Source organism: Pseudomonas cremoricolorata DSM 17059 = NBRC 16634 (genome assembly GCF_000425745.1).
Classification (GTDB): domain Bacteria; phylum Pseudomonadota; class Gammaproteobacteria; order Pseudomonadales; family Pseudomonadaceae; genus Aquipseudomonas; species Aquipseudomonas cremoricolorata.
The window spans coordinates 36120-53561 of the sequence record NZ_AUEA01000003.1 but is presented as its reverse complement, the minus strand read 5'-3'; the positions used below and the strand labels follow the sequence as shown (position 1 = coordinate 53561).

Sequence of the window (17442 nt, the reverse complement as noted above, 5' to 3'; positions counted from 1 at the left end):
GCGCCGCGGCTCACACGGCGCGGTTCAGGGCCTGTCTGATCTTGTCGAGCAAGTCGGCGATGTGGAAGGGTTTACTCAGCAGGTCCATGTCTTCCCCCAGGAACGCCTGACGGTCCAGCGCCGTTTCCGCATAACCGGTCATCAGCAGCACGGGCAGCCCTGGCCGGTAGGTGCGGGCCATGTCGGCCAGCTCCCGGCCGCTCATGGCCGGCAGGCCGACGTCGGTGAGTAGCAACTCGATGCTGGGGTTCTCGCGCAGTTGATCCAAGGCCTGCTCGATGGTTTCGGCCTGGCTGCACTGATACCCGGCGTCGAGCAGCACTTCGGCCACCGACGAGCGCACCGACGGCATGTCCTCGACGATCAGCACATGTTCACCGTGGCCAGGCTGCTCGAAACGCACAGGCGGCGTGACGCTCTCGGCAGCCTCGCCACTGGCCGGCAGCATGAGGGTCACTTCGGTGCCGCGGCCAACCAGGCTGCGCAGTGCGACATGGCCGCCCGACTGGCGCGCAAAGCCATAAATGGTCGACAGCCCCAGCCCGGTACCCTGCCCCAGCGGCTTGGTGGTGAAGAACGGGTCGAAGACCTTGTCTTGCACTGACGGCTCTATACCCAGGCCATCGTCGCGCACGCTCACCGACACGTAAGGACCGTCCTTGAGGTGCGGATCACCGGAAGCCCAGGCCGCCGAGGTGTTGACCCAGATGGTGCCGCCCTTGGGCAAGGCATCGCGGGCGTTGATCACCAGGTTGAGCACGGCGCTCTCCAGCTGCACCGGGTCGACCAGGGCGATGGCCGGGCGGCTGGACAGCGACAGCTCCAGGCGAATGCGCTCGCCGATGGTGCGGGTCAGCAGGTCTTGCAACGACAGTACGTGGCGGTTGACGTCCACCGGGCGGGTGTCGAGCGGTTGCTGACGGGCGAAGGCCAGCAGCCGGTGGGTCAGCGAAGCGGCGCTCATGGCGGAATTGAGCGCGGCATCGGTGTAGGCCGGAATCTTCTCCACGCGCCCCTCACCGACCCGTTTACGGATCAGTTCCAGGCTGGTGATGATGCCGGTCAGCAGATTGTTGAAGTCGTGGGCGATGCCGCCGGTGAGGCGGCCGAGGCCGTCCATCTTCTGCAACTGCAACAGCTGCGCTTCGGTGCGCACGCGCTCGGCGACTTCGCGCGCCAGCTGACTGTTGGCATCGTCCAGCCGCGCCAGGTGCGAACGCTCACGGTGGCGGTGCTCGGTGATGTCCTCGACGAACACCAGCGACAGCCCCGGCAGGCGATACGGCGACAGCTGCCACTCGGTTTCGCGCGGCTGGCCGTGCTGGGTCATCGCCACGGTGCCGCGCCAGCGCGCACCAGCGCTCAGGTGCACGCGCAGCTCCTGCAATACCGCGTCCTGGCCGGCGCCGAAGCACTCGTCGAGGCTATCGACGTTGCGGTTGTCCTGCACCAGGGTGGCGAAGGCGTGGTTGCATTCATGCACCTTGAGCTGGGCATCGAGCAAGGCGATGGGGGCCGAGACGTTATTGAAGATTTCGCGGAAGCTGGCCTCGCTTTCGCGCAGCGCACGCTCGCTGTCACGCACCCGCAACAGGGTACGCAAGGTCGCCAGCAGCACGTCGGGGTCGACCGGGTGGATCAAGTAGGCATCGGCGCCGTTGTCCAGGCCGGTGATGATGTCGCCGGTCTGAATCGAGGCCGCCGACACATGAATGATCGGCAGCAGCGCGGTATCGGGTGCCTGACGCAGAATGCGCACCACATCGAAGCCGCTCATGTCGGGTAGGTTGACGTCGAGAATCAGCGCGTCCACCACGGTTTCGGCTAACACCGCCAGGCCTTCGGTGCCGGTTCCGGCCTCGAGCACCTCGAAACCGTGCATGGCCAGGCGCCGGCGCAGGGCATAGCGGGTGACGACATTGTCGTCGACGACCAGTAGACGTGCGTCATTGCCCATCGCTGCCCTCCTGCTTCAGGGCCAGGGGAATGGTCACGTAGAACGACGAACCCACATTCGGCTCGCTGTGCACCCCCACTTCCCCGCCTAGCAGCTCGGCGAAGCGCTTGCATAGAGACAGCCCCAGACCGGTGCCACGCAGGCGCTTCTGCAAAGGCGAGTCGACCTGGCTGAAGTCTTCGAACAACGAGGTCAGCAACTCAGGGGCAATGCCAATGCCACTGTCGGTCACGGCGAAGCGGATGCGGTCGTCGCCGACCCGCTGCGCCGACACGCGTATCTCCCCGCGCACGGTGAACTTCAACGCGTTGGCAATGAAATTGCGCAGGATCTGCGAAAGCTTCTTGTCGTCGCTGTAAAGCTGCGGCAAGCCTTGCGGCTCTTCGAAGATCAGGTCGACCGCAGTGGCATTGACGATGGGCCGGAACATGCCACGCAGGGCCGCGAACAGGTCGAGCATGTCGAACCAGGCCGGCGAGATGGTGATGCGCCCGGCATCGATCTTGGCCAGGTCGAGCAGGTCGTCGACCATGTCCGACAGTTCACGAGTGGCGGTGCTGACGAACGCCACCTGCTTGTGCTGTTCGGCTGACAGCGGCCCGTCGAGTTCGTCGGCAAGCAGCCGGGTGATGCTCAGGATCGAACCCAGTGGTGTGCGAAATTCATGGCTCATGTAGGCCAGAAATCGGCTTTTCAGGTCTGAGGCCTGACGCAACTGCTCGGCCTGGTTATCCAGTTCGGCATACAGCGCCAGAACACCCTGGTTGGTTTCATCGAGTTCGGTACGCAAGGCCTCGGTTTCGGCCTGCAGGCGGTTGATCAGCGCCGTCTGGGCGGCGCCGTCGAGGGAAAGCGGGTCAGGCATGGCTGAACTCCAGGTCGATGACCAGCACCGTCACGTCATCGCGGCCGCGACAGAAATCGCGGTGCAACACAGCGGCGATCACGGCGGGATGGCGATGGACCAGACCGGGGTAGTTGTGCAGGTTCCAGCGCGACTGCAAGCCGTCGCTGTACATGATAAGCACGTGATGGTCGAGATGAGCGTAGTCGAACACTTGGCTCTTGCGGTATTGCCCGCCGACGATCCCCGGCAGCGAGGCCAGGCCGTGGCTGCGCTGGGCATTGGCCAGGGTGGCGCCGATGTTGCCGACGCCGATGTACTGCAGCGTGCCCTGCGCCGCGTCGAACCGGGCGATCGCAACCGCGCCGCCGCGGGTGCCGTTCATGTCCACGTGCAGTCGCTCCAGCACGGCCTGCGGCGGGTCGAACGGCGCCTCGGCAAAGCTTCGGGCGCCGGTCAGCGCGGCCTGTTCGGCCTCTGTGCCATGGCCGAGACCGTCGATCACCAACGCACTGAGCAGCGGCCCGCGAACCGCCACTTGCCAGGTGTCACCGCAGGCCGGGTCGTCGTGCAGCGAATGCTGGCTGACGCCAACGCGAACATCGTCGGCGCCCTGCCCGGCCGGATACAGCCGGGCCAGCACCACCGAGCCGTGGGCGTCGCTGTGCAGGTCGAACACCTGCGCCGAACGCGCCACGCTGCCCAGGCCGATACCTTGGGTGCCGCCGGTTGAAAACCCGTCGGTCATGCACTGCGACTGATCGAAGCCGGCAGCGCCATCGACACTCAGCAGCTCGACGCCTGCCACGCCATCGGCGCGGCGCAGCGCACGCAGGTGCAAGGCGCCGCGCTGGGCGTGCTTGAGCACGTTGCTGGCAAGCTCGGTGGCAACCAGCGCCACTCGCCCGGCATCGGCTTCAGCGAAACCCAACTGCCCGGCCAGGCGCTGGGCGATGCGCCGCGCGTGGCCGACCTGGCTGGAATCGTCGAGGGCCAGCACCTGGGTAAGGCTGGCGGTCAGGGTCATATCCATCGCGTGATCGTGATGCGCGTGCCTTGGCCAGGCGCGGTGTCCAGGTCGAACTCATCGACCAGGCGCCGCGCGCCGGTCAGGCCCAGGCCCAGGCCGGAGCCGGAGGTCCAGCCATCGGTCAGGGCCAGGCGGGTATCGGCAATGCCCGGGCCTTCATCGCGAAACAGCATGCGCAAGCCAATGCGCCCGGACTGCTCGATGACCTGCCAGTCCATGTCGCCGCCACCGCCATAGACCACGGTGTTGCGCGCCAGCTCACTGACGGCGGTGACCAGCTTGGTCAGGTCGACCAGGCGCATGCCCTGCTCGCTGGCGATCTTGCGCGCCTGCTGGCGGGCCAGCACCACATCCTGCTCGACCCGCACCGCCAGGCTGCCGCTCTGGTTGACGTTGACGTTCATCGACCGGCCACCCGCTTGCGCAGCACCTGCATGCCACGCTCGACATTGAGCGCGGTGCTGACGCCAGGCAGGGTCAGGCCCAGTTCGACCAGGGTGATGGCCACCGCAGGCTGCATGCCGACCACCATGGTTTCGGCATCCATGATGCGCGACAACCCGGAGATACTGGCGATCATGCGGCCGATGAACGAGTCGACCATGTCCAGGGCGGAAATATCGATCAGCACGCCGCGCGCCGAGGTGCGGCTGATGCGATCAGTGAGGTCTTCCTGCAGGTTGAGGGCAAGCTGGTCGTGCATGTCGACCTGAATGGTCACCAGCAGGAACTCGCCCATCTGCAGGATCGGAATACGCTCCATGGTTCAACCCCGCGCGCTGTCGCCGACATCCAGGCGTTTGATCGCCAGCTTCAGGGCATCGGCCAGGTTGGCCTTGGTGGTGATGCTGCTCAGGTCCAGGCCGAGGTGGACGATGGTCTGGGCGATCTGCGGACGCACGCCGCTGATGATGCAGTCGGCACCCATCAGGCGAATGGCGGTGACGGTCTTGAGCAAGTGCTGGGCGACCAACGTATCGACGGTGGGCACGCCGGTGATGTCGATGATGGCGATTTCCGCGCCGGTGTCGACGATGCGTTGCAGCAGCGACTCCATGACGGTCTGGCTGCGCTGCGAATCGAGGGTGCCGATCAGCGGCAGGGCCAGCACGCCGTCCCACAGTTTGACCACCGGCGTGGAGAGTTCCAGCAGCTCTTCCTGCTGACGGCGGATCACCGCTTCGCGGGTGATCTGGTAGGCGCGCACGGTGTGCATGCCCAGGCTGTCGAGCAGCTCGGAGACCACCAGCAACTGCTCGGCGAGCAGCGCCGGCTGGTCGGCATAGACGCGCTGCAGCAGGCTGAACAGCGGGCCTTTGAGGGCGAAGATGAAGTACGCGGTCTGGTGCGAATCGTGCCCCAGTTGCGCGCGCGAGGCAGACAGTTTTTCCAAAAAGCGGCGAACTTCCTCGGCATTGCCGGTAGCGTCATCGGCCTGCTGCAAGCCGTTTGCGAGCAACTGCAGGAAGCCACTGGTCTGCTGACGCAGCTCGTGCTCCTTGAGGTTGCGGGTAGCGCCGTTGCTTTCGAGGCTGTTGATCCATTGATCCAGTAGCTGGTCTTGATTGTTCTTGATCGCTTCCAACGTACTGCCCTGCAATGTCGCCATAAACCCTGTGCTCCAGAATGGAAGAAAGCCAAAAACCTTCGGCCTGCAGTGACTGACACTGGCAGGCTCGAATAGTTTGTGCAGATTCAAACAGATAATCGCAATGCGCCATCGCGGCTGCGGCTCATTCTAGGTGATCGGCAGGGTTTTGCCGAAGGTTATTGCAGGGCCGTCCATCGTGTAGGAGCGAACGGTCCGCCGCTCCAACACAGATACCGGGCTCAGAACGCCACGGTGGTCGACAGCAGCCAGGTGCGCGGCGCCGACAGGGTCAGTCCTGCCTCGCTGTCGTCGGAGGCGCCGGCCGAGGCCCAGTAGCGGTCGTTGAGCACGTTCTCGACGCTTGCGCGCAGGGTCACGTCGCGGCCTTCGACCTTGAAGGCATAGCGCGCGCCGAGGTCGTAGCGTTCCCAGCCGTCGATCTTCTTGCTGTTGGCTTGGTCGAGGTACTGCGAGCTGGAGTGAATACCACGCGCGGTCAGGGTCAGGCCCTCGACCTGCGGCACGTCCCATTCGGCACCGAGGTTGACGTTGTAGCTCGGCGTGGCCGGGGCGCGGTTGCCGTCGAAGCGGCTGTCGAGGGTGTCCTTGAGCTCGCTGTGGATGTACATCACCCCACCGAGCAGGCGCACGCCCTCGAGCGGTTCGCCGAACATGCTCAACTCAAGCCCGGTGTTCTCGCGCTTGCCATTGGGGCCGAACACCCGGGTGACGGCGTTGGTCTCGTACGCCGGCTGCTTGATGCGAAAGGCGCTGGCGGTCAGCGCGTAACGGCCAAAATCGTACTTGGCGCCCACTTCCAGCTGACGGCTGATGAACGGCGGGAAGATTTCGTCTTCGTTGCTGGCCGTACCCGGGGCGATCTTGCCCTGGCTCAGGCCCTCCATGTAGTTGGCGTACAGCGACAGTTGATCGGTGGCCTTGAACAGAATGCCGCCCGATGGCGAGAGCTTTTCTTCGTCGTAGGCGGTTTCGCCTTTGACGCCGTCTTCCCAGTCATCGACCTGCACGCGCTGCCAGCGTGCGCCGAGGGTCAGCAGCAGGCGGTCTTCGAGAAAGCCCAAGGTGTCGGACAGCGCCACCCCGGTGAAGCGGTTTTCCGTGTAGGTGGAGGAAGACGGCCGGGTCGGCACCCCGGGCTTGGGCGTTGCCACCGGGTCGTACAGGTTGCTGTTGCCGGTGGCGTAACGGGTGTCGCCGTTCTCGAAGTCCATATAGAAGTAGCTGGCCGAAAGGTTCACTTCGTGGCTGACCGAGCCGGTATCGAACCAGTTGCGCAGCCCGGCCATGCCGGTGCGCACGCTCTCGTCGCGGGTAAAGCCGCGGGGCGCGACGACGAAATCGCCGGCATCGTTGCTGATCGGTACGTTGTGGCGCAGGAAGTCGTGGTTGCTTTCCCGCGCGCCGACCGCGCCATAGACCATCAGCGAGTCGTTGACGTCGAACTCGCCGTTGATCATGCCGAAGGTGTCGTTGGTGCGCGCCTTGCTCCACTTCTGCGCGTAGTTGTGGCGCACCTTGTCGGCGTCCGGCACCTTGGCCAGGGCGCCGACCAGCACCCGCTCCTGCGGCGCGTCGGTATCGCGCTCGGTGTGGCCGAAGTCGGTCGACAGGCGCAGCCGCTCACCGCGAAAATCCAGGCCGACCACGGCCATCTGGCGGTCGACGCTCTGGTTGTCCCACGGGGTGTCCCCGGCCTGTTTGACGCCGTTGAAGCGCACCCCGAACTGGTCCTGGTCGCCAAAGCGGCGGCTGACGTCCACCGCCCCGCCAAGCTGACTGTCGGAGGCGTAGCTGGCGGTGAATTCGGTGAGAGGTGCGTCGCCTGCGTGCTTGGGCACGATGTTGATGCCGCCGCCGACGCTGCCGCGCGGCGAGATGCCGTTGATCAGCTGGCTCGGGCCTTTGATGATGTCGACGCGGTCGGCCATTTCCATGTCGATGCTGTAGGTCGGCAATACACCGAACAATCCGCCATACGACACGTCACTGTTGAACAGGCTGAAACCGCGCACGGTGAATTGCTCGAAACGCCCGCCTGCCGGGTTGGTGGTGCGCACCGACGGGTCGCTGGCGACCATGTCGCTCAGGGTCCGGGCCTGCTGCGCCTTGATCGACTCACTGCTGTAGGTGGTCATGCTGAACGGCGTGTCCATGAAGTCCCGCGAGCCGAGCAGCCCCTGGGAGCCGCGCCGCACCACCTGGCCGCCGGCATACCGCTCGCCGTCCAGCGCGGCGCCGGCTTGCAGGCTCTGGATGTTGGTCGGAGCGATTTCCAGGGCCGCGCCCTGGCTAGGCGTCGGGACCAGAGTGTAGCTGTCGGTGCCGACCGCCTGCAATTGCAGACCACTGCCCTGCAACAGACGCGCGAACCCTTCCTGCACGCTGTACTGGCCCGACAGCGCCGGGCTCTGCCGTCCTGCGACCAATGCCGGGTCCACCGACAGGCTGACCCCGGCCTGCCCGGCGAAGCGCGTCAGCGCGCTGCTCAGGCTGCCGGCAGGAATCTGGAAGCTGCGCGGCTGAGTCTCGGCCAGCGCCAGCTCAGGCACGGCGCCCAGGCCCAGAACCAGGCATAACGTGGGCATGGAAATCGAAGACGCCAGGCGCGGGCGTTGGCGCGGGAATACAGACATTGTGCGGCTCTCGTGTGGGGCTCAATTGACCTACATGACAGCCGATATGAAAAAAGGGGACACGAAAACGCTACCTTTTTTACCAACGCCACGCGAAAGCACATTCATGCACCCCGCGCGGCCCATGCCCGACGCCAGAAGCGGGCACGGCTCCTTCCCCTCAGCCACGCCCGCCCTTGTTCTTCACCGCCAGCGCGCGGTGTTGCAGCAGGCAGATATAGCCCAGGCCGAACAGGGTCAGCAGCAGCCAGCCGAGGGCCACCACCAGTTCCACCGCGTAGCGGGCGATGCTCGCCTGCAGGCCGGCGAAGGTTTCGTGCACGCGCACCTCGGTGTCGCCCTCGGCGTGGCTGATCCGCGCGCCGGCCTGGGTGATCTGCGCGTAGTCGCCGTCGAAGTAGATCCACACCCGCGCCTGGGCCTGCGGGCCGATCAGCGGGATGTCGACGCTGCTGGTCGCGGTTTCCATCAGGGTGTCGTTACCGGCCTCATCGCGCACCTGCACCAGGCCCTTGGCTGGCAAGCGGATGCGCACATCCTTCACCGGCGTGTCGCCGGCGTTGTGCAAGGTGATGAACAGGCCGGTACGGTGGTCGACCAGGCCGGCCTCGAAGGGCTTGGCGAACAGCCGCCGGTAAGGCGCCTGGGCCAGGTCGACCAGTTTGTCGAGTTGCTCATGGCTCAGCGCGTTGTCGCTGATGCTGCGCGCGTGGTCGTACAGTTGCTCGTACTTGAGCGCATCGTTGGTCTGGCTGATGCGTTCGCTGAATTGGCTGGGGTAGGTCAGCGTCTGATAGGTCAGGTCTGCCTCGAGCCGGGCATTGTCCTTGAACAGCAGGTACAAGGCGGCGATGCACAGCAGCGCGAGCAGCACGCCGGCGAGGGTCTTACCGACTTTTTCCCAGTTCAAGCGCAAGCTTCCTTCAGGTGGGTAGGTGAAACGGCGCAGCAAGCGTGCCAACTTCGGTGGGTCTGCGCAACACGCATCTGCCGCACTCCGCTATGCCAGGCACTTGGCATGCTCGTCGCCTTCACCGTACAACCCGGACGAACCACCACGGCGCAGCGCCGTCATACAGGGACACCCGGAACCGCGCAGAAGAGGACGCCCGATGTCGCACCCTGATCCGTCGTACGTGAACTGGCTCGAACAGCAATCGATGCTCAAGGTCTCGCAAGACCGCGCCCGCCAGTATTCAGGGCAGTCGCGGCTGTGGCTCAACCCCTATGCCGAAGCCCAGCCGCGGCGCGCCACGCAGATCGCCTCGGTGTGGCTGACCGTCTACCCCGACGCGATCATCGCACCCGAAGGCTGCTCGGTGCTCGCAGCGCTCGGCCATGAAGCATTGTGGAAGCGCCTGTCGGAGATCGGCGTGCAAGGCATTCACACCGGCCCGATCAAACAGTCCGGTGGCGTGCAGGGCCGCGCCTTCACGCCCAGCATCGATGGCAACTTCGACCGCATCAGTTTCGACATCGACCCACTGTACGGCACCGAACAGGAGCTGGTGCAGATGAGCCGCCTGGCCGCGGCGCACAACGCGGTGACCATCGACGACCTGATCCCGTCGCACACCGGCAAGGGCGCGGATTTTCGCTTGGCGGAAATGGGCCATGGCGCCTATCCAGGCCTGTACCACATGGTCGAGATCCGTGAGGAAGACTGGCACCTGCTGCCCGATGTGCCGCCCGGGCGCGATGCACTCAACCTGCTACCGGCGCAGTGCGACGAGCTCAAGGCGCGGCACTACATCGTCGGCCAGCTGCAACGGGTGATCTTCTTCGAGCCGGGGGTCAAGGAAACCGACTGGAGCGTCACCCCTCCGGTGACCGGCAGCGACGGCGTGACCCGGCGCTGGGTCTACCTGCATTACTTCAAGGAAGGCCAGCCTTCGCTGAACTGGCTCGACCCCAGCTTCAGCGCCCAGCAGATGATCATCGGTGATGCCCTGCACGCCCTCGACTGCCTCGGTGCGCGCGGCCTGCGCCTGGACGCCAACGGCTTTCTGGGGGTCGAGATTCGCGCCGAAGGCACCGCCTGGTCGGAAAGCCACCCACTGTCGCTGGTGGGCAACCAGCTGATCGGCGGGATGATTCGCAAGGCCGGCGGCTTCAGCTTCCAGGAACTGAACCTGACCCTCGACGACATCGCGCAGATGTCCAAAGGCGGCGCTGACCTTTCCTATGACTTCATCACCCGCCCGGCCTACCAGCACGCGTTGCTGACCGGCGACACCGAGTTCCTGCGGCTGATGTTCAATGAAATGCAGGCCTTCGATATCGACCCGGCCTCCCTGATCCACGCGCTGCAGAACCACGATGAACTGACCGTGGAGCTGGTGCACTTCTGGACCCTGCATGCCCACGACATGTACCACTACAAGGGCCAGACCCTGCCGGGCAGCATCCTGCGCGAGCACATCCGCGAAGAGATCTACGAACGGCTCTCTGGGGAGCACGCGCCGTACAACCTGCGTTTCGTGACCAACGGTATCTCCTGCACCACCGCCAGCCTGATCACCGCGGCGCTGGGCATCCGCGAGCTGGATCAGCTCAGCGCTGCCGACATCGAGCTGATTCAGAAGGTGCATTTGCTGTTGGTGATGTACAACGCCATGCAGCCTGGGGTTGTGGCGCTGTCGGGCTGGGACATGGTCGGTGCCCTGCCCTTGCCCGCCGAGGCGGTGGCCGAGCGCATGCTCGATGGCGATACCCGCTGGATTCACCGCGGCGGCTACGACCTGGCTGGCCTTGCCAGCGAGGCCGAAGAGTCGGTGCGCGGTATGCCCCGCGCCCGCGCGCTGTACGGCAGCCTGGATGAACAGCTGGACAACCCAGACTCGTTCGCCAGCAAGGTGAAAAAACTGCTGGCCGTGCGCCAGGCCTATGGCATCGCTACCAGCCGTCAAGTGCTGGTGCCGGATGTCAGCAGCCCCGGCCTGCTGGTGATGGTGCACGAGTTGCCGGCCGGACGCGGTATCCAGATCAGCGCGCTGAACTTCGGTCAGAGCGTGATCAGCGAAGAGCTGCAACTGAGCGGCTTCACCCCAGGCACCGTGGTCGACATGATCAACGAAACGGTCGAGGGCGACCTCACCGAAGATGGCCGCCTGATGATCAACCTCGACCCGTACGAGGCGCTGTGCCTGCGCATCGTCAACAGCAGCGGCCACGTTTAAGGAAAAGCGAATGCGCTGCAAACGTGCGGGAGCGTTGGAAGGGGCGCTCCCGTTTTGTTCACGCGCCGTTGTGTGCTGGAGAACGCCGTTCATCCAGTGGATACAACGACTTGGCAATCTTTTTTGAATCCCTCACACCCCCGCCAGTCAGTCATAAGGAGAGGACCACAAAGCAGAGGAGCTTTCCATGAGCCTGGCGATGATCCTTTTGAGCTTGATGAGTGCCTGGGTAGCCGTAGCACTGGCGATGTTGTGGGGTGTGATGCGCATCGTGCGCCGCCACGCGGTCAGTACAGAGCAAGCGCAGCCCGTGCGTCGTGTGTATCGCCCGATCCGTCGGCCCGTACCGTTGATCTACGCCCACGGCTGATGACGCCGCCATTCGAGCGCGCATCGATCAGACTGATTTGAATCAGGGGCGCAAGCCCCGTTCTTTTTTCCCGCCCGCCATTTTCATTCAGGCATCGACTATCGCGCTGCTAGCAGAAAGCTGCGTACCTGCTCGGTCGTGGCCTCGACGTGCTCCTGCATGAAGCAGTGCCCGCCCGGCACTTGGCGTTGCTGCACCTGCGGGTTGATCCGCGCCAAGCGCTGCGCCGAAGGGCCGACGAAGGGGTAACTGGCCTCGCCGTGCAGGATCAGGGTGGCGACGTCGATACGCTGCAAGGATGGCCACAGCCGCCGCGGCATGCTGGCGAACACATCCGCCTCACGGCTGGGCCGGCACTTGAGCACCACGCCTTCGGAACTGTCGCCCAGCGCATGCTCGACGTAGGCCTGCAAGGCCTCGTCCTGCCAGCCTTTGAAGATGCCTCGCCCGCGCAAGCCGGCCAGCGCCGCGGCGCGGTCGGGCCACTGGCTGCGGCGGCTGGCGGCCTTGCGCGCCAGGCCATGGCGACGCTCCAGGCCAAGCAGCCTGGCAGCCTTCATCAGCCCGATCATGCGCCGGCTGAACAGCACCGGATCGAGCAGCACGGCGCGCTCGAACAACTGCGGGTGAGTGGCCACGATCAGGCCGCTCAACACCCCGCCGAAGCTGTGCCCCAGGGCGTAGCGCGGCACCTGGGCATACTCGCCGCGCCCGGCCTGGAACGCCTCGACCGCCAGCGCTGCGGTGCGGTCCCAGCCACGAAACGCGCCGCCGTGGTCGCTGTCGCCATGGCCTTGCACATCGCTCAGCCACAGATCGAAATGCTCGCTCAACTGCAGCAGCAGCGGCTGGTACACCAGGCAGCAGAAGCCGTTGCCATGCAGCACGTGCAACAGCGGCTTGCCGCTGGCCGGCGAGCGCCAGCCGCGCAAGGTAAAGCCTTCAGAGCTGCGGTGGGACCAGGGGATCAAGTGCATGGCCGATGGCGCTCGTGCTCAGGAAAACGCTGATTCTACGAACAGCAGCGGATACAGCGATATCACCAGCAAGGTGGCCATCAGGACATTGAACAGCACCAGCCAGCGCGGGTTGCGCAACACGTTGCGCAAGGCGCTACCACACAGCACCCATACCCCGACGCTCGGCAGGTTGACCAGCATGAAGATCAGCCCGATCAACAGCACGTTGAGCAGATAACCCTGCGCCGGCACGTAGGTGGCGATAGCGCCCACTGCCATCACCCAGGCCTTTGGGTTGACCCACTGAAATGCCGCCGCGCCGAGAAAGCTCAGCGGCTTGCGAGTGCTGCCATCGTCGTCTGACATCGGCCCTGAGGTGGCGATCTTCCAGGCCAGGTACAGCAGGTAGGCGGCGCCGGCGTAGCGCAACACCGTGTAGAGCACCGGCCAGAGCTTGAACACTTCGCCCAGACCCAGCCCCACGGCAATCACCATGACCATGAAACCAATGCTCACCCCCAGCGCATGGGGCAGCGTGCGCCGCGCGCCGAAATTGACCCCCGAAGCCAGCAGCATGGTGTTGTTCGGGCCAGGGGTGATGGAGGAAACGAAGGCATAGAGCACGAAGGCAGTGAGCAAATCATAAGAGCCAAGCATGGCGAGGGGTCCGCGTGGGTTGTCGATGTCATGTCACAGTAACGGAGCGGCACCCCTCTCAGACATGTACAGTTACCTTATATTTCTTCAATACACATGACTGTACTGCCAGCAGAACGCCGCTATTTGCCTGCAAAGCATCGTCAGCACTGCATGGCACCGCTAGAATGGCCCGCCCGCACAGAGGAAGCCTTGCCATGTCCGTCTCGATCCGCCCGGCGCAGCGCAGTGATGCTGCACAGATTCTGGCCTTCATCATCGAACTCGCCGAATACGAGCGGGCGCGGCACGAGGTCATCGCCTCGGTGGCCGACATCGAGCGCAGTCTGTTCGATGAAGGCGGCAACGCGTGCAGCCTGATCTGCGAGCGCGACGGCGTGGCGATCGGCTATGCCGTGTACTTCTACAGTTACTCGACCTGGCTGGGGCGCCGCGGCATCTACCTCGAAGACCTGTACATCACCCCCGAGCAACGTGGCGCCGGCGCCGGCCGTGACCTGTTGCGGCACATCGCCCAAGAAGCCGTGGCCAACGACTGCGGGCGCCTTGAGTGGAGCGTGCTGGACTGGAACGCTCCGGCCATCGGCTTCTACCAGTCACTGGGCGCCGCGCCGCAGGACGAGTGGATCAAGTACCGTCTTGAAGGCGAACGCCTGCACGCCTTCGCCCAAGGCCTCAAGCCACCCAGCCAGTGAACCCGCCGCGTCGACCACCCCGCGAGCGGCGCTGAACCGCTCGCCCCCGGAGCCTGCCATGGCCTATCCCATCGAGGAAAAACTGGTGGTCGGCGTCGCCTCCAGCGCGCTATTCGACCTCACCGAATCAGACCACATCTACGCCACCGAGGGCGTCGAGGCGTATCGCCTGCACCACGAGCAGAACATCGACCAGCCCTTCGCCACCGGCGTGGCGTTCCCATTCATTCGGCGTTTTCTCAGCATCAACCAGGCGTTTCCCCAGCAGTTGCCGGTGGAAGTGGTGTTGCTCTCGCGCAACTCGCCGGAAACCGGCCTACGGGTGTTTCGCTCGATCGAGCACTATGGGCTGGACATCAGCCGCGCGGCGTTCATGTCGGGGCGCTCGCCATACGAGTACATCCCGGCGTTCAATGCGTCGCTGTTTCTCAGCGCCAACGAGAGCGATGTGCAGCGCGCCATCGATGCCGATTACCCGGCCGGGCGCGTGCTGCCCTCGCGCATCTACGACGACGCGCTGGACAACGAGCTGCGCGTGGCCTTCGACTTCGATGGGGTGATCGCCGATGACGAGGCCGAAGCAGTGTACAAGCAGGCGCTGGACTTGGTCGCCTTCCAACGCCATGAGCAGACGCGCAAGGCCATCCCGCACCAGCCCGGGCCGTTGGCCGACCTGTTCCGCAAGCTCTCGCTGATTCGCGGCCTGGAAGACCAGAAGCTTGCCGAAAATCCTGACTACCAGCGCATCCTGCGCATCGCCATCATCACCGCGCGCAACGCGCCCTCCCACGAGCGCCTGGTGACCACACTGAAAGACTGGGGCGTGTCGCCGGATGAATCCTTCTTCCTCGGCGGTATGGACAAGCGCCGGGTGCTGTCGATCCTCAAGCCGCACATGTTCTTCGACGACCAGCGCAGCCACCTGGACTCCGCCGCAGCGGACCTGCCGATGGTGCATGTACCGTTCGGGATCGCCAATCGGGTGGTGAAGGATGGGGATGTGTGAGGGTGGGGTTCGCGGGTAAACCCGCTCCTAAAGGCAGTGCACGCCTGTAGGGGCGTGCTTTAGCCGCGAACCTCACACCGGAAACACGAACGGATTCAGGCTGCTGCGGGCAAAGCCCTGCTGTTCCAGTTCGGCATCCAGCGCCAGCGACGCGAGGTCGTCGGCCACCGGGTCCACCGCCGGGTCGTGCTCGCTGTACATCACCTTCAGGTAGCTATCGCAGTCGCCGCAGCTTTCCGCTTTCACCGCACTGTCCTGCTGGTCGAGCGACCAGTAGTCGAGCTTGCCGGTGGCCTCGCAGTTGCTGCACTTGACCCGCACCATGTGCCAGCGGCTTTCGCACAGGCCGCAGTGCAGATAGCGCAGACCGGCCTGCTTGCCGCTGAGAATCACACTGGCCACCGGCGCGCTGCTGCACACCGGGCACAGCTGGCGCTGCTCGCCCACCGCTGCCTGGGCGCTGACCGGCAAGGCCGCGGCGATCTGCGTGAAGTACACCATCAACGCCGCCCACAGCAGCACCGCCTGGCCGCTGTCGACCTCGGCGTAACGGCCCTGCAACAGGTGCTCGGCACACACTTCACGCTGCCCCGCAGGCATTGCCAACAGCCCTTCAATCACCTCGCCGAGCGCGCCATTGGCATTTGCGCCGAGTTGGCCGAGCAAGTGCTCCAGTGCCATCTGCCAGTAGCCCGAGCGCTGCAGCCGATGCACGTCCAGAGGTGCGCCGTGGCCGATGTTGGCCAGCAGCGGCTGCACGCTCTCGGCACGCAGCGGCAGGCTATCGAGCAACGCTTGCTGGGCCTCGGCCACCTGCGCGGCAAAGCCCAGGTAAGCGCCGTGCTCATGGTCCTCGGCCAGTCGGCGCAGGCGTGCGGCGCGGCGCCCGTAGTGCTGACGCAGGTCAGGCAGCAGCAAGGCGGCGATGTCGCCGACGCCACCACTTGGCTGCTCGACGTTGCTGAGGGTGATGCTGCTCACTGTTCGTCACCTTTGGAGATCTGCTGGTACCAGCGGTCGTGGTGGGATTTGGCCCAGCGCCGCGAGACATAGCCGGTGACCATGCCGCGAATCGAGCCTTTGACCCAGAACGCCAGGTAGGCATGGCCAATGATCAACAGAATCAGGGAGATCCCGGCCAGGGCGTGGGTGAACAGCGCGAGGCGGATCACTGGAATGCTGAAGTAGTGGGCGAACCATGGCCGCCAGATCACCACGCCGCTGAGCAGCAGCACGCTGATCAGCGCCATGATTCCCCAGAACAGCAGCTTCTGCCCGGCGTTGTACTTGCCGATCTGCAACGGCTTGCTGTGATCGCCGGCAAGCACGCCTTTGACGTTGCGAAACCAGATCGCATCCTCGCGCTCGGGCAGGTTGTACCGCACGAACCGGGCGAAAAGGAACATCAGCACCACGAACACCACCACGCCAAGGAACGGGTGGAAGATCCGCGCCAGCTGCGGGGTGCCGAACACGCCGTTCAGCCAGTTCAGCGAGGGGAAGAACCACGACAGTCCGGACAACGCCACCAGGAAGAAACAGATCACCATGAACCAGTGGCTGGCGCGGTCGATGAAGCGGGTGCGCAGAATCAGTTTGTCCTTGTTCATCAGGCGTGCTCCTGCTGGTCTTCTTCGACCTCGTTGGGGCCGACGCCGATGTAGTGGAAAATCGTCCCGGCCAGGGTGGCGAAGAACGCCGCGGCCGCCACCGGTTTGAGCCAGCCCTTCCAGCCCTCGATGGCGCTGCTGATGCGCGGGTCGGTGTTGAGCTTGTGGTACAGCTGCGGCTTGTCGGCGTGCTGCAACACGTAGAACACGTGGGTGCCGCCCACCGCCTGCGGGTCGTAGATGCCGGCGCCGGCATAGCCGCGGCCCTGCAGCTCGGTGACGCGGCCTTCGGCCTGCACCAGCATGTCGGCCTTGCTGCCGAAGTTGATCGCACCGGTCGGGCAGGTCTTCACGCAGGCCGGCTCCTGGCCGACGCTGACGCGGTCGACGCACAGCGTGCACTTGTAGGCCTTGTTGTCCTTCTTGCTGATGCGCGGCACATCGAATGGGCAACCGGCCACGCAATAACCGCAGCCAATGCACTGCTCGGACTGGAAATCGACGATGCCGTTGGCGTACTGGATGATCGCCCCCGGTTGCGGGCAGGCCTTCAGGCACCCCGGGTCGGCGCAGTGCATGCAGCCGTCCTTGCGGATCAGCCATTCCAGCTTGCCGGCCTCGTTTTCGTGCTCGTCGAAGCGCATCAGGGTCCAGGTGTCCGGGGTCAAGTCAGCCGGGTTGTCGTATACGCCGACGTTGTGGCCGACCTCATCGCGCAGGTCATTCCATTCGTTGCAGGCGACCTGGCAGGCCTTGCAGCCGATGCAGATGCTGACATCGATCAGCTTGGCCACCTCGGCCTGATGATCACGGGCGCGCGGCGCCGGGGTGAAGGCATTCGTCGCTGAACGACGAATGATGTCTTGGGATTGCAGGGACATGTTCGGTCG

The 17442-nt window shown here is 64.8% G+C and carries 17 protein-coding genes; 4 read left to right on the top strand and 13 right to left on the bottom strand.

Annotated elements, in window-relative coordinates:
• Positions 1-10: 10 nt before the first annotated feature.
• From H618_RS0104745 to H618_RS0104710, 8 genes are all read right to left on the bottom strand, one after another.
• Positions 11-1957, bottom strand: coding sequence for a response regulator (locus H618_RS0104745; RefSeq protein WP_028693978.1), 1947 nt, complete (start codon positions 1955-1957; stop codon positions 11-13).
• Positions 1947-2822, bottom strand: coding sequence for a sensor histidine kinase (locus H618_RS0104740; RefSeq protein ID WP_028693977.1), 876 nt, complete (start codon positions 2820-2822; stop codon positions 1947-1949). Before H618_RS0104740 ends, H618_RS0104745 begins: the two co-directional genes overlap by 11 nt.
• Positions 2815-3828 carry an ATP-binding protein gene (locus H618_RS0104735; protein WP_028693976.1) on the bottom strand — a complete coding sequence of 338 codons (1014 nt, stop codon included), beginning with the start codon at positions 3826-3828 and terminating at the stop codon, positions 2815-2817. The genes H618_RS0104740 and H618_RS0104735 overlap by 8 nt, the downstream gene beginning before the upstream one ends.
• On the bottom strand, positions 3825-4235 hold the full coding sequence (locus H618_RS0104730; protein ID WP_028693975.1) for an anti-sigma regulatory factor: 411 nt from the start codon (positions 4233-4235) through the stop codon (positions 3825-3827). The genes H618_RS0104735 and H618_RS0104730 overlap by 4 nt, the downstream gene beginning before the upstream one ends.
• A complete protein-coding gene (locus H618_RS0104725; RefSeq protein ID WP_028693974.1) occupies positions 4232-4594 on the bottom strand; it encodes an STAS domain-containing protein in 363 nt (120 codons plus the stop codon). Before H618_RS0104725 ends, H618_RS0104730 begins: the two co-directional genes overlap by 4 nt.
• A gap of 3 nt (positions 4595-4597) precedes the next feature.
• Positions 4598-5440, bottom strand: a complete 843-nt coding sequence (locus H618_RS0104720; RefSeq protein ID WP_028693973.1) for an STAS domain-containing protein — start codon at positions 5438-5440, stop codon at positions 4598-4600.
• Between the two features lie 221 nt (positions 5441-5661).
• Entirely contained in the window at positions 5662-8076 is a 2415-nt protein-coding gene (locus H618_RS0104715) for a TonB-dependent siderophore receptor (protein WP_033727500.1), read from the bottom strand.
• Positions 8077-8236: 160 nt separating this feature from the next.
• Positions 8237-8986: a hypothetical protein gene (locus tag H618_RS0104710; protein ID WP_028693971.1), complete on the bottom strand. Its 750-nt coding sequence runs from the start codon at positions 8984-8986 to the stop codon at positions 8237-8239.
• A 202-nt stretch (positions 8987-9188) separates the two neighbouring features.
• On the opposite strand from H618_RS0104710, the gene treS reads away from it, so the two are divergent.
• A complete protein-coding gene (treS, locus tag H618_RS0104705) occupies positions 9189-11255 on the top strand; it encodes a maltose alpha-D-glucosyltransferase (RefSeq protein ID WP_028693970.1) in 2067 nt (688 codons plus the stop codon).
• Positions 11256-11442: 187 nt separating this feature from the next.
• Positions 11443-11625: a hypothetical protein gene (locus H618_RS0104700; protein WP_028693969.1), complete on the top strand. Its 183-nt coding sequence runs from the start codon at positions 11443-11445 to the stop codon at positions 11623-11625.
• A 98-nt stretch (positions 11626-11723) separates the two neighbouring features.
• Here H618_RS0104700 and H618_RS0104695 read toward each other — a convergent pair whose 3' ends face one another.
• Both H618_RS0104695 and H618_RS0104690 read right to left on the bottom strand, forming a co-directional pair.
• The gene (locus tag H618_RS0104695) at positions 11724-12602 is read right to left on the bottom strand and encodes an alpha/beta fold hydrolase (RefSeq protein ID WP_028693968.1); all 879 of its coding nucleotides are present in this window, start codon (positions 12600-12602) and stop codon (positions 11724-11726) included.
• 18 nt (positions 12603-12620) lie between these two features.
• Entirely contained in the window at positions 12621-13241 is a 621-nt protein-coding gene (locus H618_RS0104690; protein WP_028693967.1) for a LysE family translocator, read from the bottom strand.
• 197 nt (positions 13242-13438) lie between these two features.
• Here H618_RS0104690 and H618_RS0104685 point away from each other — a divergent pair, with 197 nt between their 5' ends.
• Together H618_RS0104685 and H618_RS21245 are read left to right on the top strand one after the other, a co-directional pair.
• Entirely contained in the window at positions 13439-13936 is a 498-nt protein-coding gene (locus tag H618_RS0104685; protein ID WP_028693966.1) for a GNAT family N-acetyltransferase, read from the top strand.
• A gap of 58 nt (positions 13937-13994) precedes the next feature.
• The gene (locus tag H618_RS21245; protein WP_033727499.1) at positions 13995-14942 is read left to right on the top strand and encodes a 5'-nucleotidase; all 948 of its coding nucleotides are present in this window, start codon (positions 13995-13997) and stop codon (positions 14940-14942) included.
• A 72-nt stretch (positions 14943-15014) separates the two neighbouring features.
• On the opposite strand, the gene fdhE is transcribed toward H618_RS21245, so the two are convergent.
• The 3 genes from fdhE to fdxH are packed head-to-tail and all read right to left on the bottom strand — an operon-like array spanning position 15015 to position 17433.
• A complete protein-coding gene (fdhE, locus tag H618_RS0104675) occupies positions 15015-15923 on the bottom strand; it encodes a formate dehydrogenase accessory protein FdhE (protein WP_028693965.1) in 909 nt (302 codons plus the stop codon).
• A complete protein-coding gene (locus tag H618_RS0104670; protein WP_028693964.1) occupies positions 15920-16552 on the bottom strand; it encodes a formate dehydrogenase subunit gamma in 633 nt (210 codons plus the stop codon). The genes fdhE and H618_RS0104670 overlap by 4 nt, the downstream gene beginning before the upstream one ends.
• Complete coding sequence (gene fdxH / locus H618_RS0104665; RefSeq protein WP_028693963.1) at positions 16552-17433, bottom strand: formate dehydrogenase subunit beta; 882 nt, start codon at positions 17431-17433, stop codon at positions 16552-16554. The genes H618_RS0104670 and fdxH overlap by 1 nt, the downstream gene beginning before the upstream one ends.
• Between the last annotated feature and the right edge of the window lie 9 nt (positions 17434-17442).